This is a genomic window from uncultured Clostridium sp. (assembly GCF_963527835.1).
In the GTDB taxonomy this organism is placed as follows: domain Bacteria; phylum Bacillota; class Clostridia; order Clostridiales; family Clostridiaceae; genus Clostridium.
Genome location: NZ_CAURTC010000006.1, coordinates 49,453 through 69,977 on the forward strand (window position 1 = coordinate 49,453; position 20,525 = coordinate 69,977).

General features: G+C 27.4%; 17 protein-coding genes. All 17 read left to right on the top strand.

The genetic code is table 11. From position 1 onward, the window contains the following. The first annotated feature begins 5 nt into the window (after nucleotides 1–5). The 17 genes from mreD (at nucleotide 6) to RYM86_RS05365 (ending at nucleotide 20,464) form a co-directional block, all read left to right on the top strand. Nucleotides 6–497, top strand: a complete 492-nt coding sequence (gene mreD / locus RYM86_RS05285; RefSeq protein ID WP_315078397.1) for a rod shape-determining protein MreD — start codon at nucleotides 6–8, stop codon at nucleotides 495–497. Next, a complete protein-coding gene (locus RYM86_RS05290) occupies nucleotides 494–3,409 on the top strand; it encodes a penicillin-binding transpeptidase domain-containing protein (RefSeq protein WP_315078399.1) in 2,916 nt (971 codons plus the stop codon). The genes mreD and RYM86_RS05290 overlap by 4 nt, the downstream gene beginning before the upstream one ends. A 372-nt stretch (nucleotides 3,410–3,781) precedes the next feature. After that, nucleotides 3,782–4,426 (top strand): septum site-determining protein MinC, encoded by a 645-nt coding sequence (minC, locus tag RYM86_RS05295; protein WP_315078400.1) that lies wholly within the window; start codon nucleotides 3,782–3,784, stop codon nucleotides 4,424–4,426. 18 nt (nucleotides 4,427–4,444) lie between these two features. Next, nucleotides 4,445–5,242, top strand: coding sequence for a septum site-determining protein MinD (gene minD / locus RYM86_RS05300; protein WP_315078401.1), 798 nt, complete (start codon nucleotides 4,445–4,447; stop codon nucleotides 5,240–5,242). Between the two features lie 12 nt (nucleotides 5,243–5,254). Then, nucleotides 5,255–5,521, top strand: a complete 267-nt coding sequence (gene minE / locus RYM86_RS05305; RefSeq protein WP_003374296.1) for a cell division topological specificity factor MinE — start codon at nucleotides 5,255–5,257, stop codon at nucleotides 5,519–5,521. Between the two features lie 123 nt (nucleotides 5,522–5,644). Continuing rightward, nucleotides 5,645–6,778 carry a rod shape-determining protein RodA gene (gene rodA / locus RYM86_RS05310; RefSeq protein ID WP_315078406.1) on the top strand — a complete coding sequence of 378 codons (1,134 nt, stop codon included), beginning with the start codon at nucleotides 5,645–5,647 and terminating at the stop codon, nucleotides 6,776–6,778. A 48-nt stretch (nucleotides 6,779–6,826) separates the two neighbouring features. Further along, nucleotides 6,827–7,186 carry a methylglyoxal synthase gene (locus tag RYM86_RS05315; protein ID WP_315078409.1) on the top strand — a complete coding sequence of 120 codons (360 nt, stop codon included), beginning with the start codon at nucleotides 6,827–6,829 and terminating at the stop codon, nucleotides 7,184–7,186. A 359-nt stretch (nucleotides 7,187–7,545) separates the two neighbouring features. Beyond that, complete coding sequence (locus RYM86_RS05320; protein WP_315078410.1) at nucleotides 7,546–8,343, top strand: M23 family metallopeptidase; 798 nt, start codon at nucleotides 7,546–7,548, stop codon at nucleotides 8,341–8,343. Between the two features lie 28 nt (nucleotides 8,344–8,371). After that, entirely contained in the window at nucleotides 8,372–9,223 is an 852-nt protein-coding gene (locus RYM86_RS05325; RefSeq protein ID WP_315078411.1) for a site-2 protease family protein, read from the top strand. A gap of 254 nt (nucleotides 9,224–9,477) precedes the next feature. Next, the gene (locus RYM86_RS05330; RefSeq protein WP_315078412.1) at nucleotides 9,478–10,503 is read left to right on the top strand and encodes an ABC transporter substrate-binding protein; all 1,026 of its coding nucleotides are present in this window, start codon (nucleotides 9,478–9,480) and stop codon (nucleotides 10,501–10,503) included. A gap of 128 nt (nucleotides 10,504–10,631) precedes the next feature. Next, nucleotides 10,632–12,329: an ABC transporter permease gene (locus RYM86_RS05335; RefSeq protein WP_399547303.1), complete on the top strand. Its 1,698-nt coding sequence runs from the start codon at nucleotides 10,632–10,634 to the stop codon at nucleotides 12,327–12,329. Between the two features lie 14 nt (nucleotides 12,330–12,343). Next, the gene (locus RYM86_RS05340; protein ID WP_315078413.1) at nucleotides 12,344–13,417 is read left to right on the top strand and encodes an ABC transporter ATP-binding protein; all 1,074 of its coding nucleotides are present in this window, start codon (nucleotides 12,344–12,346) and stop codon (nucleotides 13,415–13,417) included. 19 nt (nucleotides 13,418–13,436) lie between these two features. After that, the gene (locus RYM86_RS05345) at nucleotides 13,437–14,144 is read left to right on the top strand and encodes an MgtC/SapB family protein (protein WP_315078415.1); all 708 of its coding nucleotides are present in this window, start codon (nucleotides 13,437–13,439) and stop codon (nucleotides 14,142–14,144) included. A 199-nt stretch (nucleotides 14,145–14,343) separates the two neighbouring features. Next, a complete protein-coding gene (locus RYM86_RS05350) occupies nucleotides 14,344–16,068 on the top strand; it encodes a sensor histidine kinase (protein ID WP_315078417.1) in 1,725 nt (574 codons plus the stop codon). After that, nucleotides 16,061–17,545 (top strand): response regulator, encoded by a 1,485-nt coding sequence (locus RYM86_RS05355; RefSeq protein ID WP_315078419.1) that lies wholly within the window; start codon nucleotides 16,061–16,063, stop codon nucleotides 17,543–17,545. Before RYM86_RS05350 ends, RYM86_RS05355 begins: the two co-directional genes overlap by 8 nt. 368 nt (nucleotides 17,546–17,913) lie before the next feature. After that, the gene (locus RYM86_RS05360) at nucleotides 17,914–19,767 is read left to right on the top strand and encodes a TIGR03960 family B12-binding radical SAM protein (protein WP_315078420.1); all 1,854 of its coding nucleotides are present in this window, start codon (nucleotides 17,914–17,916) and stop codon (nucleotides 19,765–19,767) included. Continuing rightward, nucleotides 19,751–20,464, top strand: coding sequence for a TIGR03936 family radical SAM-associated protein (locus RYM86_RS05365; RefSeq protein WP_315078422.1), 714 nt, complete (start codon nucleotides 19,751–19,753; stop codon nucleotides 20,462–20,464). The genes RYM86_RS05360 and RYM86_RS05365 overlap by 17 nt, the downstream gene beginning before the upstream one ends. The last annotated feature ends 61 nt before the right edge of the window (nucleotides 20,465–20,525 follow it).

The following is a 20,525-nucleotide window of genomic DNA, read 5'->3' on the forward strand; positions in this document are numbered from 1 at the left end:
TTAGTATGGAGAAATTAATAGTTATTTTAATATCTATAGGATTAGCTATATTGGATAATTCTTTAATTCCGTTCTTTTCTATACATGGAGTATATCCAAGCATATTATTTATTTTTGCCATTGCATACTCACTTGTATATGGAAGAGAAAAAGCAGTTTTTATTGGAACAATAAGTGGAATATTACAGGATTTATTTTTCTTTAACGTTTTTGGAATAAATTCTATATTAAATTTATTATTATGTCTTTTTGCAAGTATAATTGGTGAAAATATATTTAAAACTAAAAAGGTGATTCCTGTAATTTCTATGTTTTTAATTACTATTTTAAAATATATGGGAATATTCATTATATGTTATTTTTTAAGAGTAGATATGCATGTATTTAAAAGTATGGGAATGGCACTATACAATTCTATAATTATGTTTTTTGTATATGAACTAATTATGAAAATTCCAGATGAGGAATATAAAAAAAGACCATGGAGGTTTAAATGATAGTAAATAAGCCAACAAAGAAAAAGAAAATTTCAAGATATACTATTTTGGGCGTAATCATGTTTATTATCTTTGGTGCTATTACTATGAAGCTTATATATCTTCAAGTGTTAAACTATGACAATTATAAAGAGCGAGCTAATGCCAATTCAACAAGATTTGTATCAGAAAAAGCACCAAGAGGAAAGATATATGATCAAAGTGGTAATTTACTAGCTACTAATATACAAACATATACTCTTACATACACTAAAACTTCAGATGCAGATAAATATTTTTATTCAACTATGACTGAGCTCTTAAAGATATTGGAGGAAAATGGAGAATCCTTTCAAGATACTTTAAGTTTAAAGTTAAATGAGAATAATGAAATTTATTTTGAGTATAAGACATCTGATTCAGAATCAAGAAAATATGAAGAAATTAGATTTAAACGAGACAGAGGACTAAATGATGAAATTCGAAATAAACTTTTTAAAGATGTAGAAGAACTTGATGATAAGCAAAATGAAAAAATTAATGAGGAACTAGTGAAAATAACTCCAGAAGAAACTTTTTATTATTTAGTTAAGTCTTATAATTTAATTCAATGTGTTGATCCGAGTCCTAGTGAAGAGCAAAGTGCATTATATAGTAAAATGAGCGGAAAAGAAATAACAGATATATTATTACAAAATGGATATTCATTAAATGATATCAGAAAATTTATTGTAATAAAAGATGCTATAAAAATGCAAAGTTTTAAAGGATATAAAGCTGTAACAATAGCAAGTAATATAAAAAAAGATACTGCTTTTATAGTATATCAAAAGCTTAATTCATTACCAGGAATAGATGTTAGCTTAGAACCAGTAAGATATTACCCAAATCAAGAGTTAGCATCTTCAATTTTAGGTTATGTATCATCTATTGATAGTTCACAAAGTGATAAGTATGAATTAAGAGGATATGATGTATCATCAGATTTAATAGGTAAATCTGGTATAGAATCATCTTTTGAGGAACAATTAAAAGGTGTAAAAGGTGGAACAACAGTAAAAGTAAATTCTCAAGGTAGAGTTACAGAGGAATTATTTAAACTTCAATCATATCCAGGTAATGATGTTCATCTTACAATAGATAGTGAAATTCAATATGCGGCAGAGCATGCTTTTGCAGACGAGATAAAGAATATAAGAGAAAATGTTTATGATAGTGATGGGTCAAGATACTCTAATGCAACAAGAGGTGCATTAATTGCAGTAGATGTTAATAGTGGTAAGATTTTATCTTTAGTTAGTTATCCAAACTATAATCCTAATGTATTTACAATACCAGGAACAGTAAGTGAAGAAGAAACTAAAGAATATTTTTCACCAGATTATGAAGCTTTTGCAAAACAATTAATACAAAATAAGGGATTAAATAAAAGTGTTAATCAATTATTTCCGGAAGATGCGAATGGGTATAGAGAAGATGTTTATGATTTATATCCAAAACCATTTTATAATTATGCTACAATGGGAAAAATTCCACCAGGATCAACATTTAAAGTATTAACATCAATTGCTGGTCTTGAAGAAGGGGCAGTTACTCCAAGTGAAACAATAGTAGATAAGGGGATATTTAAAGAACATCCTGAAACATTTGGACCAGCGTTTGGTCCAACATGTTTAATTTATCACAATAGTGGTGCTACTCATGGTCCTACTGATGTTTCAAAGGCAATACAAGTATCATGTAACTATTATTTTTATGAAGTTGCTTATAGAATGTATATGTTGAATGGTAAGGGAATTGAAGGATTAAATTCTATAGCAAAATATGCATGGGAATTTGGATTAGGAATTCCACCTGATTCTAAGGAAAAAGCTACAACTGGAATAGAGATAGAAGAAAATTTCGGTCAAACATATAATTTTGAGTCATTTAAAAATCAATCAGTATACTATGCTAAATACGAATTAGTAGATTATTTGGAAAAAGGAGATTATAAGGGAGCAGAAAGAAATTTTGTTCCGTTTGATATAGGATTTTCAGAAGATGATACTGAAAAAATAAAAGAAGCTAAAAAGTCTATAAAAGATAAGGTTGAGGAAAGATTAAAAAAAATTGAACCAGGAAAGGGCATTGAAGAAAGCGAAGATGAGTTTTCTAAGAGTATAAAACCTTATATAAAAACAATAGTAGATAATTCAGATAAATATAAACAAAGCGTGGCTAAATGGGAAAGTGAAGGCAAAAAGTTTAATGCAGATGAACAGGTTGCTGCAGTTACTAGAATAATTACTAGGTTTGCAGTTAATGACAAACCAGCAGAAATAACATCACCAGCGCAGTTAGTATATGCTTCAATAGGTCAAGGTATTAATTTATATACACCTATGCAATTAGCATCATATGTTTCAACTGTAGCAAATGGTGGAACTAGATATAAACTTCATTTAGTAGATAAAATTACCGATAATGATGGAAATGTAGTTCAAGAATTTGGTTCAGAAGTTTTAAATAAAGTGGAAATGAAAAGTGATACAATAAATGCTGTGAGAAATGGTATGTCAAGTGTTAATGAAGCGGAAGGTGGTACTGCTTCAGCTACATTTAGAAATTTCCCTATACCAACAGCAGGTAAAACAGGTACTGCTGATTTTCAAGAAAATCAAAAATTTATAGGTAGAGCACCTTATGCAACATATATAAGTTTTGCTCCATCTGATGATCCTAAAATAGCAGTAGTTGCAGTTGTATTTGATGGAGGACATGGTGGAGAGATAGCTCCAGCAGTTAAAGCTGTTTATGAGGCATATTTTAAAGATGAATTAATTGGCACTAATTATGCCTCACAATCAGAATCATTTAAAAAATATGTATTAGAAAATCCTTTTAATACAAGCAAACCATCAACAAATGAAACAACTGTTACTCAAGATTAATATATAGAAAAATAATAAAAAGTTATCTTAAACAAATTTAAGTTTAAGATAACTTTTTTATTTACGAATAGAAAGTTATAAGAAGTTTTTTAAACTTTCTAAAAGTCACTTTTTAACAAGCAGTTTTAAGTGTTAAAGCCAAATTAATATGTACAACAATAATATAATAATGTTATAATTTAAATTAGGTTGTAATATCAAAAATGAGTATTAATTTTATATTTAATATATACATAATTTATCCTAATATATCATTGCTAATATTATCACATTAAATAATATTTTAGTTAATGCTATGTTTAAGAAGTGATGAACTAGATAGTTGAATTTTATTGCTTTACATAAATAATAATCACTTGATTGGAGGTAGCAATGCATAAGGATGGTGTTTTAATAAAGGGAAACAGGGAAGGTATAAATGCGACAATTGATATGGAGAAATTCGCGAGCTTTGAAGACATGTTAAATATGTTAATAAAAAAGTTATCAAAAGGTAAGCATTTCTATAAAGGTACAACCTTAATTCTTAATGTTAATTTAAGTTTAATAAAAAAAAATGATATTAAAAAACTTAAAGAATCCCTTTTAAATGAAATAGAATTAAATGAAATTATTTTTGAACAATTAGAATTAGAAGAAAGCAATAAACAAACGAGAATATTTAATGGGGTATACGAAGGAAAAACTAAATTTATAAGACGTACTGTAAGAAGTGGTCAATGCTTGAATTACCCAGGTAATATTGTAATTATAGGAGATGTTAATAGCGGAGCAGAAGTTCATGCAGGTGGCAATATAATCGTTTTAGGATCACTAAAAGGAAGTGTAAATGCAGGGAATACAGGAAATAAAAAATCTATCATTGCTGCTTTTTTATTAGAACCAGAAATATTAAAAATAGCAGATGTAATAACTATTTCACCAGATGGATTAGATAAACCCAGGTATCCAGAAATAGCAAAAGTGAAAGACGGAACCATTATAGTTGAACCATATTTAGCAAATAAATATATATAATATCGGAGGAGAATGTAAATGGGAGAATCTATTGTAGTAACTTCAGGTAAGGGTGGAGTTGGAAAGACAACTACAACAGCAAATATAGGTACTGCATTAGCTGCACTTGGTAAAAGAGTTGTAGTTATTGATGGAGATACAGGACTTAGAAATTTAGATGTATTATTAGGTCTAGAAAATAGAATAGTATATACATTAGTTGATGTACTAGAGGGAAGATGTAGGTTAAAACAAGCACTTATAAAAGATAAAAGATTTCAAAATATGTGTTTACTTCCAACTGCCCAAACTAAAGATAAAGACGATATAAGCCCACAAGAAATGCTTAGAATAGTAAATGAATTAAAGGAAGAATTTGATTATGTTATTATAGACTCACCAGCGGGAATAGAACAAGGATTTGAAAATGCTGTTATTGGTGCAGACAGTGCTATCATTGTTGTAAATCCAGAAATAACATCAGTTAGAGATGCAGATAGAGTCATTGGAAAGTTAGATGCTAAGGGTCTAGAAGATCATAAATTAATTATAAATAGACTTAATTATGAAATGACTAAAAATGGAGATATGCTTGACATAAGTGATATTATAGAAACTTTATCAGTTGAACTTTTAGGAGTTGTTCCTGATGATAAGAATATAACTGTTTCTACTAATAAGGGAGAACCAATAGTATTAGAAGATCAGTCATATTCAGGTCAAGCCTTTAGGAACATAGCTAAAAGGATTACAGGGGAAAAAGTTGATATAATGAATTTACAGCAAGAATCAACTGGTTTCTTTACATCATTAAAAAGATTATTTAAACGTAAGTAAGGAGGGGCTTAAATGGGATTTTTTAAGGGGTTGAGCAGTAGACCAACACCTAAGCAAGTTGCAAAGGATAGATTGAAGCTTATACTTATACACGATAGAGGTGAAATTCCTACAGATACTTTAGAAAAAATAAGAAAAGAAATACTTGGTGTAATATCTAAATATATAGAAATTCAAGTAGATGATGTTGAAATATCTGTAAACAAGAGTGAAGATATGGAAGGTGAAAATACTTCTGCATTAATTGCAAGTATTCCTATTAAAAGTATAAGAAGATAAGAGTAATAAAATATTAAAATTTTATTATAATTTGTTGAATTAATAGCTTTTTATAGAGAAAAATAAGATAATGTATATATAATGTTATATTATTATAAATCTCTATATATTTGAGGTGAGGAATTGCTTAAAAATTTTAAAATTGATTTAAGATTAATAAAAGAAATTGATAAAACCGTATTAATTTCTACAGTACTTTTAGTGCTATATGGTATTTTAAATATATATATGTGTACTAAAGGAGATTATGGTCTTGACTTTGCAAAGAAACAATTTTTTTGGCTTGTTTTATCTATAATTGCACTTTATTTTTTTGTTGCGATAGATTATACAATAATATTTAATTATGTTCCAGTATTTTATTGGGGTTCAGTAATATTACTTTTAGCAGCTAAAATACCAGGTATTGGTGTTGTAGTAAATGGTGCTAGAGGATGGATTAGAATTGGAGGATTTCAATTGCAACCAGCTGAACTCGCAAAACTTGGAATTATACTTATGCTAGCTAAAAAACTAGATGATATGGATGGAGAAATAAACAATATTAAAAATTTCTTTATTCTTGTCTTTTATGCATTGATACCAGTTATATTTATCGTAACTCAACCTGATATGGGTATGACTATGGTTTGTTTCTTTATAGTTCTTGGTATATTTTATATAGCAGGACTTGATATGAAAATAATAGGCGGAGGGTTGTTAAGCTTAGTACTTTTAATAGCTATTGTTTGGAACTCAGGACTTATTCATTCATATCAAAAACAAAGATTTACAGGGTTTTTAAATCCAGAAGCAGCAGATGCTACATCTGGATATCATTTAACACAATCCTTAGTAGGAATAGGTTCAGGTGGAATACTTGGAAGTAGACCATCACTAAAAAATGATGGAACAACAGGGTATGCAGCTCAAAATGTACCGGAAGTTCAAACAGATTTTATATTTGCAGCAATAGCTGAACAATGGGGACTTATTGGAGCCATAACATTGTTAACATTGTATGGGTTTTTAATATATAAAATGATTTCTATTGCAAGAACATCAAAGGACATTTTTGGATCTATTATATGCGTTGGAATAATCGCATATTTCTTGTTTGCAATATTTCAAAATATAGGTATGACAATTGGACTGTTACCTATAACAGGGATAACATTACCATTAATAAGTTATGGTGGAAGTTCACTTTTAACAACTATTATGTCTATAGCTTTAGTATTGAATATAGGTATGAGAAGAAAGAAAATACATTTTTAGATAAAAGAAAAATCTAGATTAAATGGTTTAGAAGAGGGAGTGGGGTATTTGAGAATAGCATTAATAGCTCATGATAAGAAAAAACAAGAGATAATAGAGTTTGCAAAAAGAAACAAAGAAACTCTTGAAAAACATGAATTATTAGCAACTGGCACAACAGGAAAAATGATATCAGAAGAAACTGGACTTAATATAAAAAGATATTTATCAGGACCATATGGTGGAGATCAACAAATAGGAGGACGTATAGCTGAAGGAACAATAGGTTTAGTTGTATTCTTCAGGGATCCTTTTACAGCTCAACCACATGAACCAGATGTATCAGCATTGCTTAGGGTATGTGATGTACATAATATACCAGTTGTTACTAACTCAGGCACAGCAGATTTAATAATTAAACAGTTTTAATAAAAGTTATTAAATTTATAATTAGAAGCTATATAGAAGCAGATGATAGAATAATCATCTGCTTTTTTTGTGTGTTTTAAATGTATGTTGATATATGCAATAGGTAAAGTTCAATTACTCTGTGTACTTTGCTTTTATATAAATACTCTAATAAAACAGAGGCAAAAGAAAAAATATACTTAAATAAAATAATAGATTTTTTTATTTAGTAGTAAAATATTTCATAATATATGTTTTTCATAAATATAATTTAATAAGGCGTTATATTATGCCTAGTATTAAAGGAATAACTAGAATTAATAATCTTTAATTCTAGTTATTTCTCTAATATAAAATTTAATCATCAATGGGGAGGAAATATGAGTAACTATAGAAGTCAATATGAAAGATACTATAAGAATATATTGAATCAAAAAAGAGGTATTAATACAGGAAAATCAATGAATCATTATAATAATAGACAAATGCATACTAATGATTATAGAAATTCGAAAAAGAGACCTGGAATTATTAATAAAATAATATTCCAATGTGTAACTTCGATAATATTATTTGCTATAATATTTTCTTTTAAAATTATGCCAATACAAAAAACTAAAGATGTATATACGTTATCAAAACAATACTTAACTCAAGATTTTAGTAAAGATATTAATTATTCTTATGTTATTAGTGTTATTAACAAAATAAAGAGCACTGATATAAAAGGCAAAGCAGTAGATTGTATGAATTTACTTAAAGAAAAAACAAATAAAGTTGAAAAGACCAGTATTAAATCAAAAATAAAAGATAATTATTGTTTACCAGTTCTAGCTTCGTATATGAAATTGCAAGGTGATATTCAAGGGGTTTTGCTTGAAGGTAAAGAAGGTGAACAAGTTATTTGTAGTATGGATGGAACTGTAGTCAAATCTACTACTAATGATGAAGGTCAAAATATATTAATAAATCATGGTAATGGAATTGAAACATACTATGGAATGATTAAAAATTCTGATATTAAAGAAGGAGATGAAATAAAAAAAGGAGAGTATTTGGGAGATTGTAATAAAATATCTAATACTGAGAAGACAGGGGTAATATTTAAGTTTATTTATATGGGTAAGGAACAAGATCCAACTGAATATTTAGATTTTTCTAATTTGAAAAATGTATAATGCAATATCAATGACATAGGAGTTGAACATGAAAAAATGGTATAGTATTTTTATTATAGAAATTTTAATAATATTTGCTATCTTAGATTTTAAGAGTACACTATTTATAAGTTTTTTTTGGATTATAGCACATGAATGTATTCATATATTTGTTGCTAAAAAGTTTGGGTGTAAGTTTTATAATATACAGCTTAATTTATCAGGAACACATGCGGAACTAGGTGATATTGATGAATTATCAGAAAAGAAAAAGCTTATTTTATATTTATCTGGTCCTGCATTTAATATTTTTATGGTTGTATTTTTATTTTTTATTCAGGAATATGTAGATTCTAATTTTATAAAAAGCAGTATAGATATTAACTTGAGTTTGGGAATATTTAATCTTTTACCAGCATATCCATTGGATGGTTCAAGAATATATGAAATATTGCTATCAAAAAAGTTTTTATATAAGGAATCTAAAAAAATAACAGAAATTTTTAGTTTTATTGTTTCTAGTATATTTTTTATATTATTTATTATAATGATATTTTTACATAAAATAAATATAAGTCTATTTTTAGCTTCTATACTGATGACATACGCCACAATTATAGAGAAAGAGAAGACAATGTATATAATCATGAGTGACATGATTAAAAAATCAAGAAAATTAGAAAAATATGATTATATAGAAAATAAAAGCATATCAGTATATTGTAAAAAGGGCTTAGTTAATGTACTAACATTAGTGGATAAAAATAAATTTAATACATTTTATGTTATTGATGATGATATGCAATTACTTAAAATAATCCATGAAGATGAATTGTTAAGAGCTTTAAAGGCGTATGGAAATATAACTTTAGAAGAGTATGTGAAAAAGAAAATCAAATAATTTCAAAGTATTAACTTACTATTAATAGAATAATATAAAAATAAAAAGCTACAAATATTTTCAATTTGTAGTTTTTTATTTTTAAGAGATCTTAATTAATATTAAGTAGTTTTATCTATTACATATATATAATAGGAAAAGTAATTATAACAACGAAAATTTTACATATTAGGTGAGAAATATTTACTTATATATAATATAAGTAAAAGTTTACACTATAATTTAATTATAAAAAACTCAAGGGGGAGTAATTAATGAATAAAAAGAAACTAATAGCATTTTCAATTGCTACATTAATGATTACAGGATTATTTACAGGATGTGGAAGCTCAAGCAATTCAGCTAAAGAACAAGAACAACTAACAATTTATTGTGGATTAATGGAAGATCACATGGTTAAAGTTGTAGAAGAGTTTAAAAATGAAACTGGAATTAATGCTGAAGCTGTCAGAATGTCTTCAGGTGAAATTCTTGGAAGAATAAGAGCAGAAAAAGATAATCCTAAAGCTTCGGTATGGTATGGTGGTCCAGCAGATGCATTTGTGCAAGCAAATGAAGATGGTTTATTAGAGAAGTATGTTTCAGAAAATTCAAAAGATATTTCAGAAAAATATAAAGATAAGAATGGAGCATGGACAGGAATTTATGTTGGATACTTAGGATTTGCTTCAAATAAAAAGTTATTAGATGAAAAAAGTATAGAAGCTCCAAAGAGCTGGGATGATTTATTAAAACCTGAATTTAAAGGACAAGTATCTATTTCTAATCCAGGGTCATCAGGAACAGCTTATACAGCACTTGCAACAATAATTCAACTTAAAGGAGAAGAAGAAGGTCTCAACTATATGAAAAAGCTTAATGATAATATTAAGTCTTACGAAAAATCAGGAACAGCTCCAGCAAGACTTGCAGGTCAAGGAGAGGTAATGGTTGGAGTTTCATTTTTACATGATGGAATTAAATATAGAGAAGAGGGAATGAAGGATATTGTTTTAACTTCACCAAGTGATGGTACAGGATATGAAATAGGAGCAACTGCAATACTTAAGGGTGGTCCAGACCAAGATTCTGCTAAAAAGTTTATTGATTTTGTATTAAGTAAAAAAGGACAAGAAATTGGTCAAACAGTTGGATCATATCAATTTTTAACTAATGAAACTGCTAATCAACCTGAAATTTCAAATGAAATTAAAGATACTAAACTAATAGATTATGATTTAGAATTGGCAGGAAAAATAAGAAGTTCACTTGTAGAAAAATGGAATAATGCAATTAAATAATAAATAATTAGGAATGCCTCAAAACTAAATTTTAGCAAGACATTTTATTTAGATTGTTAATATAAGATATATTGAAAATTTATTTTGGGGCATTTCCATGAATAATAATTAATACGAGGTGATACATAGTGAAAATTAGTAATTACAAAATGCATGCAAGACATAACTTAGATAGCATGAAAAAGATATGTAGGGATCCAATGCTATTAACAACTATAATATTTTTAATAATTACACTATCTATATTTATCCTTTATCCTTTATATTCTATATTAAAAGTTAGTTTTATTGAAAATGGAGGATTTTCACTCAGTGCTTATAAGCAAATATTAAGAGATGTAGATTTTAGACAAACCCTAGTAAATACATTAGTGTTAGGCATTACTGTAGGAATATTATCAACAGTAATAGGATTTATCTTTGCATATGCAGATGCGTATCTAAAATCCCATTTCAAAAAACTGTTCAAAGTGGTATCAATGTTACCAATAGTTTCTCCACCATTTGTTTTGGCATTATCAGCAATTATGTTGTTTGGTCAATTCGGAATTATAACAAGACAATTATTGGGAATTACAGATGCTAATATATATGGTTTTAAAGGGATTGTAATGGTTCAAACTATGACATTTTTTCCAGTGGCATATCTTTTATTGATAGGTTTATTAAAAAAGATAGATCCATCATTAGAAGAAGCAGCTAGAAGTATGGGTTCATCAAGGTGGCAAACTTTCATAAAGGTAACAGTGCCATTGATGTTACCAGGTCTTGCAAACGCTTTTTTACTTACATTTATTGAAGTTGTCGCAGATTTTTCAAATCCTATGGTTATAGGTGGAAATTTCTCTACTTTAGCTACTAAAATTTATATGCAAGCCATAGGAAATTACGATATGAGAGGTGGAGCTGCAATCGCAGTAGTATTATTAACATTATCAGTATTACTTTTTGTAGTGGAAAAATTCTGGATAGAAAAGAAGTCTTATGTAACAGTTACGGGTAAAGCTGCAAAGGAAAGAGAATTGATAACAGAAAATCGTATTGTTTGGCCAATTGATATAGTATGCTTATTAATTTCAGTTTTTGTAATTTCATTTTATCTATTGGTGCCATTGGGCGGAATATTTAAGGTAATGGGAATAGATTATACATTAACTTTAGATCATTTTAAATATGTATTTAATTTGGGCATGAAACCATTAAAAGATACTACATTATTATCAATTTATGCAACTCCAATAACAGGAGTATTAGGTATGATTATTGCATTCTTAATAGTAAGAAAGAAGTTTATAGGAAGAAGCTTTATAGAATTCACTTCACTTTTAGCAATGGCAGTACCAGGAACAGTATTAGGTTTAGGGTACATAAATGCATATAATACAAAACCATTAGTATTAACAGGAACAGCATTTATAATAGTTATAGCATTTATTGTTAGAAGTTTACCAGTTGGTGTTAGATCAGGGATTGCATCATTACAACAAATAGATCCAGCTATAGAAGAGGCAGCACAAGATTTAGGTGCCAGCTCAACAAAAATATTTACTTCAGTTACATTACCATTAATAAAATCAGCATTTTTTAGTGGATTAGTATATACATTTGTAAGAAGTATGACAGCAGTAAGTGCAGTGATTTTTTTAGTAACACCAAAATATCAATTACTTACAGCATCAATTTTATCCCAAGTAGACAATGGAAGATTTGGTGTTGCATCAGCATTTTCAACAGTGTTGATTATAATAGTATTAGTTGCCATTGGATTAATGTATTTTGCATTAAATAAATTTGGTGTAAGTAAAAGTGATGATAATTTATTATAATAGGAGTGGTAGATATGCAAAGAAGCAAAGGTGTAAATATAAAAAATTTGACAAGAACATATATAATTCATGGTGGAAATTCTGAATTTAAAGCAGTAGATAATATTTCAATTGATATAAAGCCAGGGGAGTTTGTAACATTGCTTGGACCATCAGGCTGTGGAAAAACAACTACTTTAAGAATGATAGCAGGATTTGAAATTCCTACAGAAGGTGATATTTTTTTAGGAGGAGATAAGATAAATAATTTAACTCCTGATAAGAGAGATACAGCTATGGTATTTCAAAGTTATGCATTATTTCCTCATTTAAATATTTATGACAACATAGCATATGGATTGAAAATTAAGAAGATGAATAAAGATGAAATAAATATAAAAGTTAAAAATATAATAGAATTAGTTGGATTGAATGGAATGGAAAAAAGATATCCTAATCAATTATCTGGCGGACAACAACAAAGAGTAGCACTTGCAAGAGCTTTAGTTATGGAGCCAGGAGTTCTATTATTTGATGAACCTCTATCTAATTTAGATGCTAAATTAAGAGTATATATGAGAACTGAAATAAGAAAAATTCAAAAGAAGATTGGTATTACAGCTGTTTATGTAACACATGACCAATCTGAGGCTATGAGTCTTTCAGATAGAATTATTATAATGAATAAAGGTATAGTTGAACAGGTTGGAACTCCTAAAGAAATTTATTATACACCAGCTACACAATTTGTTGCAGATTTTATTGGAACAGCAAACTTTATACCTGGAGAAATATTAGATGTAGAAGATGGAATGGCTACCATCAAATTTGAAGATACAAAGTTCCAATTACCATATAAAGGCGACAAGGTAAAAGGAGAAACATGTAAGCTAGTATTAAGACCAGAAGCTATTGAAGTATGTGATAAAGGATTATTTAAAGGGAAAATAATAAATTCTACATTTATGGGAGCATTTCAAGATTATACAATACAATTAGATAATACTGTTGTAAAATGTGAAGACTTTAATCCTCAAATTAAAAAAGTATATGAAGAAGGACAAGATATATTTATTAATTTTAATAAGAATAATGTTCATATTATATAATTAGGTAAAGGAAAAAATTATGTCTTTGCAAGAAATTGGATTAAGGTTAATACTATCAATTTTAATTAGTGGAGTTATAGGATATGAAAGAGAGTCAACAAATAGTCCAGCTGGTTTTAGAACCCACATTTTGGTTTCGCTAGGTGCTACTATAATTTCCTTAATACAAGTTGAAATGGTGAGTAAATCTATAATATTGATAGGTTCAGATGAAGTTTTAGCTAATTCCATAAAAATTGACATGGGGAGACTGGGTGCTCAAGTAATAAGTGGAATAGGTTTTTTAGGGGCAGGAACTATAATTCACACTAAAGGATCAATAAAAGGACTTACAACAGCTGCATCAGTATGGGTGGTAGGATGTATTGGCTTAGCTGTTGGTCTTGGATATTATTCTATAAGTATATTAGGTGGAATATCAATAGTTTTAGTATTGGTAAGTTTAAAAAGATTTGAAAAGAAATTTATAATCAATGCTGGTAATTACAAAATTTATATGAGTTATACTGATAAAGGGGAAGCTATGAAATATATTGAGGGATTTGTGGCAACAAAAGGTATAAAAATTATAAATATTGAGTTTTATTTAGATGAATATGAGGAAAACAAAAAAATAAAAAGTTGTTTGCTTTCAGTTAAAATACCTAAACATTTTACTTTAGATGAATTTTTATTGAAGTGTGGAGCAAATGAATATATAAATAAAGTTCATGAAGTAAAGGATTAAAATATCTAAAAAATAATAACTGAATATATTGATTACTTAATTTTCTTGAGAATTGATAAAATATAGCGATATAAGATTTCTTATATCACTATATTTTTTTTTAGGCAAATAGTTTATTATAAATAATATAAAAACAATTTTTTTAGGTATTATAAATAAGGTATTTGTAAAAATAATAATCCTAATGGGAGATTTTATTATGGTGAAAAACAATTTTAGTTTTAAAAGAAAGTTGCTTATTATATTTTTAGTTATGGGGATAATTCCTTTAATTTCACTGTGGATATATGATACAGTATTTATTATAAAATCAACTTATGAGAAAATAGGTTCTTTTACAAATAGTAATGTAAAAATAGCAGCAAAATTAATAGATAATAATGTTGATACATATGAGAAGATGGTTAATTATATTTCTGAGAACGAGGACGTACAAAGGATAATGAAAAAAGAAAATAACATAGAAGATAGATTTGATGATACACAGGAATTATATAAAATTTCAAGGGCTATATTAGCTACTCAAAATACAGAAATACCACTTCATATTATTAGTTTAGACAAAACTAGTAGGTTTTCAACTACAAATTATTATTATCCTATCTATAAAGATGTTAGAGGAGATTTTTATGAAGAATTGATTAAGAATGAAGATACAGTTGTAAATAAAATTCATAGAAGAGTAGAAGGAGAAAATTCTAAGGATACTGTTTTTTCTATCGGAAAATCAATAGTAGATAAAAATACAAAACAAATAATTGGATATGTTATAGCAGATGTTTACGATAGTTATTTTGATGATATTTTTGAATCTATATCATTTGTAAAAAATTCAAATGTTATGATACTTGATAATAATGGATATATTATTACTGATAAAAAGTATAAAAATGCTACTGGATTAAAATTAGATTCTAAATATTTACTTAAGATGAAGGATGATTCTGGAATTATAGAAATATCTGTAAATGGAAAGGATTATTTAGGATATTATACTAGTGCTAATAAAACAAAAATAAAGGTTATGGAATTAATACCCAAAGAGTACTTCTTAGAGGAGGTATTAAGTAATATAAAATTAATAATTATATTAACACTTTTTGTGGTAATTATAGCAATTTTCTTTGCTCTCATTATGTCTAAAAAAATCTCTAAACCAATTGTAGAAATTATAACGTTAATGAAAGAAGTTGAAAAAGGAAACTTAAAAGTATCAACAATAAATTGTGCTAATGATGAAATTGGAGAATTATCAAGAGGATTTAATGATATGATAAAGGAATTGGATAGACTTATTTTAGAAGATTACAAAAAGGAACTTTTAGTTCAACAAGCTGAATTTAAATCATTAAAGTCTCAAGTAAATCCACATTTTCTTTATAATTCATTAGGGGTTATAAGTTGGATGGCAAGACTTGGAGAAAGTGATTCTATAATTGAAGCTACAGATTCATTAGCTAAGTTTTTTAGATATAATGTTAATAATAATGAGGATACTGTAATCGTTAAAAAAGAATATCAACAAATAAATAATTATTTGATTATACAAAATTATAGATATAAAGATAAATTTAAAATTAATATCGATATACAAGAAGATATTTTAGAATGTAGAATTTTAAAATTAATGCTACAACCATTGGTTGAAAATGCTTTTGTACACGGATTAGAAGAAAAAGTAGGAAATGGAACTTTAATTATTAAGGGATTCAAAGATGGTGACAACTTATGTTTTCAAATTAAGGATGATGGAGTTGGGGTTGAAAATAGCAAAATAAAAGGTGAAGGAATTGGTCTTAAGAATCTTAATAAGAGAATAAAATTATTTTATGGAGAAGGTTATGGAGTATTTTATACTAAAGAAGAAGAACTTACTGTATTTTCTGTAATAGTACCTGAAAAGGGGGAGAAAATAAGTGATTAAAGTAATTATAGTTGATGATGAATACTATTCTAGGAAGGGCCTTAGGTGTATAATTCCATGGGAAAAAATGAAGTGTAATGTTTGTGCTGAAGCAACAAATGCTTATGAATGTATAGATATATGTAAAGAACTTAAGCCAGATATTATAGTTACAGACATAAATATGCCAGAAGTAGATGGAATAGAGATGGCTAAAAGTATTAAACAATTCTTACCTAATGTAAAATTTATAGTAATCACAGGACATGATGAATTTCAATATGCTAGAGGTGCAGTGAAAATAAATGCTTTAGATTTTATTTTAAAACCAATAGAAGTATCAGAATTTACAGAAGCAATCATGAATGCTGTAAATACTATTCAAAAAGAAAAAGAATATGCTAAATCAAAAGTGGAAAAACATTTATTAAGTATTATGAGGGGACAAAGTTCCATAGAAGAAGTAAATAATCACCTGGATAATTCAAAAAATGTAAAAGTAGTACTTATAAATAATGATAGTTATCAGCATTTTGTTGATAAAAACAAAGAATACTTAAATATACAAATTATATCTATAATAAGAAAGTGGGTTTTAGATAATATAGAGAAATGTTATGTATTTGTACCACATGCTAATAAAATAGGACTAGTACTATATGAAGATATGGATATAGAGTTTAAGGAACTAATAAAAAAAGTTAAAAAGAGTACGGAGGGAATAATTACAATATCAATAACTAAAGCAGAACCTGTAATAAAATTAAAAGAACTTTACAGAATAGCAAAGGGAATTTATGAAAGATGTTTCTATGAAGGATATGGAATCATTTTAGAGGAGGGAGAACAAATTAGTTTATATAGTGACTATGGAAAAATAAATAATATAATTGGTGAAATAATTGATGAAATATTAAATGCAAATACAAAGGGATTAAATAAAAGTAGTAATCAGTTATTTAAAATATTAAGTGATTATATGATAAAAAAAAGTGTGATAATTAAGATGGTATTTGAATTGATTTTAAAGATCAAGGAAAAACTTAAAGATTTAGGCGTTACTACTAATAATTTAGAAAACATAGAATTAGAAGATGAGTATAATAAAATGAGTGATTTAAAAAATGATTTAGAGAAATTTATGAATTTGGCTATTGAAAATGTAAGGGAATATAAGGGTGAATTGGAGGATAGTAGTATAAAAAGAGCTATTAAATTTATAAATGATAATTATAATAACAATATATCATTAACAATTGTTGCTAACAGCGTGTATTTAAACGAAAGCTATCTATCTAGAGAGTTAAAGCAAGTTTTAGGTATGGGATTTTTAGAATATATAAGAAAACTCAGAATGGAGAGAGCTATAGAACTGCTAAAAAGGGGATATCCACTATCAATAATAGCAAAGAATGTAGGTTATAGTGATTATAGAAAGTTTACTTATAATTTTAAAAAATATACTGGTGATATTCCTAGTAATTATAAAATAAAGTAGATAATTAATTAAAACTAAGAATATATAGTAATAAAATTGAGTTGAAAATATTTTTAATGTTAGTTGGGATTAGTTGTTATTTGGGAAAATAACGTTATTCAAAATGTGGTTTGATTGTGTTAGAATAGGTGTAGCAAATAGGAAGTAGATGATTTAGATACTTCTTTTATTTACTTTTATAGACTAAAATATTTTAAATAAAGCATATGAAAGAAAATAACAAGTAAAAGATGCCAGGTAGTATGATGCAAATAGACTATTATACTGATTTGTTATTTTTTTTGAATATGCATAAATTGAAATTTACTAGATTTTAGATAAAAGAGTTATATAAACATAAACATATTTTAAGGAGGAAATTTTTTAGAATGAACAAAATTTCAGATGATATTTTATTTAAGGTTGAAAAGCCGTGTAGATATACTGGGGGAGAATTAAACCAAGTTATTAAAGAACCCAAGGAAGTTGATATAAGATTTGCATTTTGTTTTCCAGATGTTTATGAGGTTGGAATGTCTCATTTAGGAAGTAGAATACTTTATCATACAATAAATAAAAGAAATGATACATATTGTGAAAGAACATTTGCACCATGGCCAGATATGGAAGAACAGTTAAGAAAAAATAATATTCCATTATTTACATTAGAAACTCAAGAATCATTAGGCGAATTTGATATATTAGGATTCACATTACAATATGAAATGAGTTATACAAATATATTAAATATGCTTGATATGTCAGGACTAACTATTAGAGCATCAGAAAGAGGCGAAGATGAGCCAATAGTTATGGCTGGTGGTCCTTGTGCATACAATCCAGAGCCTTTATATGACATAGTAGATTTCTTTGAAATTGGTGAAGGCGAAGAAATGATGGATGATGTTTTAGAAGTATATAAAAAATATAAAGGTAAAGGCAAAAAGAAAGAATTCTTAAGAGAAATATCAAAAATTCAAGGTGTTTATGTACCTTCATTATATGATGTTACTTATAAGGAAGATGGAACAATAAAAGAATTTAAACCTAAATATGAGGATGTTCCAAAAGTTGTTACAAAGAGAATTATAAACAATTATACAGAGGTTGATTTTCCAGAGAACATCATAGTTCCTTATACAGAAGTAGTTCATGATAGAGTGGTATTAGAAACGTTTAGAGGATGTACTAATGGATGTAGATTTTGCCAAGCTGGAATGATCTATAGACCAGTTAGAGAAAAGAAAAGAGAAGATTTAGTAAAACAAGCTAGAACACTAGTTAAAAATACGGGATATCAAGAAATTTCATTATCATCATTAAGTACGTGTGATTATTCTGAAATAGAAAAATTAATAAAAGATTTAATGGAAGAACATGAACCGAATAAAGTTGCAATAGCGTTACCTTCAATAAGAGTTGATGCTTTTTCAGTTGATTTAATAAAAGAAATTCAAAAAGTTAGAAAAACAGGTTTAACCTTTGCTCCAGAAGCAGGATCTCAAAGAATGAGAGATATAATAAATAAAGGGTTAACTGAAGAAAGAATATTAGAAGCAGCAAAAAGTGCATTTGAATCAGGTTGGAGTAAATTAAAGCTTTACTTTATGATTGGATTACCATACGAAAATATAGAAGATTGTGCTGCAATTGGAGAATTAGCTGAAAAAATAGTTGCAAAATATTATGAAATTCCTAAGGGTGTTAGAAATAAGGGGCTTAGAGTTACAGTGAGTACTTCAATACTAGTACCAAAGCCATTTACACCATTCCAATGGAGTGCTATGGAAAAAATGGAAAATGTAAAAGAAAAAATACAAGCAGTAAAAGGTTCAATCAAAACTAGAGCAATAAATTATAATTATCATGAGCAAAAAACATCATTTATGGAATCATTATTTGCTAGAGGCGACAGAAGATTATGCGATGTTTTAATAAAAGCTTTTGAAAAAGGTGCTAAATTTGATGGATGGTCAGAATACTTTAAATACGATGCTTGGATGGAATCATTAGAAGAATGTAATGTAGATGGAGAATTCTATGTATATAGAGAAAGAGAATATTCAGAAATATTACCTTGGGACTTTATTAATATTGGAGTAAATAGAAAATATCTAGAAATAGAAAATGAAAAAGCTAAAAGAGCAGAATTAACTCAAAACTGTAGAAAAGGATGTACAGGTTGCGGTGTTAATGTGAACTTTAAGGAAGGGGAATGTTTCGAAAGTGCGATACTTAATTAAATATACTAAAGAAGCAAATGTAAAGTTTATTTCTCATTTAGATTTAATGAGAACCATACAAAAAAATATTAGAAGAGCTGATCTTCCTATGGAGTATTCAAAAGGATTTAATCCACATATGACTATGTCTATAGCTCAACCACTAGCTGTTGGTGTGTATTCTGATGGAGAATACATGGATCTAGTATTTGCAGATGAAATGAATGAAAAAGAAATTATAAATAGATTAAACTCAGTATCTTCAAGTGGAATAAAATTTAAAGAAGCCACTAGAATTCCATATGTAGAAGGTGAAAAGAAAGTTCCTCAAGGTATGGCATTAATTGATGCTGCTAGATATACAGCAAAAGTTCCTTATGAAAATACAGAAAATCTTGAAAATGAAGTTAATGAACTTTTAAGCAAGAGTGATTGGCAGACAATAAAGAAGAGCAAAAAAGGCGAAAAAGAAGTAGATATAAAACCAATGATTAGAGAATTTAAATTTTGGATAAAAGATGATTATCTAGTTATAAATATGGTTATTAATTCAGGTAGTAGAGAACATTTGGCACCAGAATTAGTAGTTAAATATATTCAAGAAAGAACTTCTAATGCTAAAACAGAATCTTTTGTAGATATAAAAAGAGAAGAGATGTATTTTTTAAAGGGTGAAAGATTATTACCACTATATAAAGCATTAGAATTTAATAAATAGTAATTATAAAATACGTCTATGTTTAAAAATAGTGTTGATATTTAATAATAAAAGCTAATTC

What these genes read in the sequence shown, in the direction of transcription:
- RYM86_RS05290 (WP_315078399.1), top strand. Translation starts at nt 494, where the DNA reads ATGATAGTAAATAAGCCAACAAAGAAAAAGAAAATTTCAAGATATACT.
- RYM86_RS05360 (WP_315078420.1), top strand. Translation starts at nt 17,914, where the DNA reads ATGAACAAAATTTCAGATGATATTTTATTTAAGGTTGAAAAGCCGTGT.
- minC (WP_315078400.1), top strand. Translation starts at nt 3,782, where the DNA reads ATGCATAAGGATGGTGTTTTAATAAAGGGAAACAGGGAAGGTATAAAT.
- RYM86_RS05330 (WP_315078412.1), top strand. Translation starts at nt 9,478, where the DNA reads ATGAATAAAAAGAAACTAATAGCATTTTCAATTGCTACATTAATGATT.
- mreD (WP_315078397.1), top strand. Translation starts at nt 6, where the DNA reads ATGGAGAAATTAATAGTTATTTTAATATCTATAGGATTAGCTATATTG.
- RYM86_RS05320 (WP_315078410.1), top strand. Translation starts at nt 7,546, where the DNA reads ATGAGTAACTATAGAAGTCAATATGAAAGATACTATAAGAATATATTG.
- RYM86_RS05350 (WP_315078417.1), top strand. Translation starts at nt 14,344, where the DNA reads ATGGTGAAAAACAATTTTAGTTTTAAAAGAAAGTTGCTTATTATATTT.
- minD (WP_315078401.1), top strand. Translation starts at nt 4,445, where the DNA reads ATGGGAGAATCTATTGTAGTAACTTCAGGTAAGGGTGGAGTTGGAAAG.
- RYM86_RS05340 (WP_315078413.1), top strand. Translation starts at nt 12,344, where the DNA reads ATGCAAAGAAGCAAAGGTGTAAATATAAAAAATTTGACAAGAACATAT.
- minE (WP_003374296.1), top strand. Translation starts at nt 5,255, where the DNA reads ATGGGATTTTTTAAGGGGTTGAGCAGTAGACCAACACCTAAGCAAGTT.
- RYM86_RS05325 (WP_315078411.1), top strand. Translation starts at nt 8,372, where the DNA reads ATGAAAAAATGGTATAGTATTTTTATTATAGAAATTTTAATAATATTT.
- RYM86_RS05345 (WP_315078415.1), top strand. Translation starts at nt 13,437, where the DNA reads ATGTCTTTGCAAGAAATTGGATTAAGGTTAATACTATCAATTTTAATT.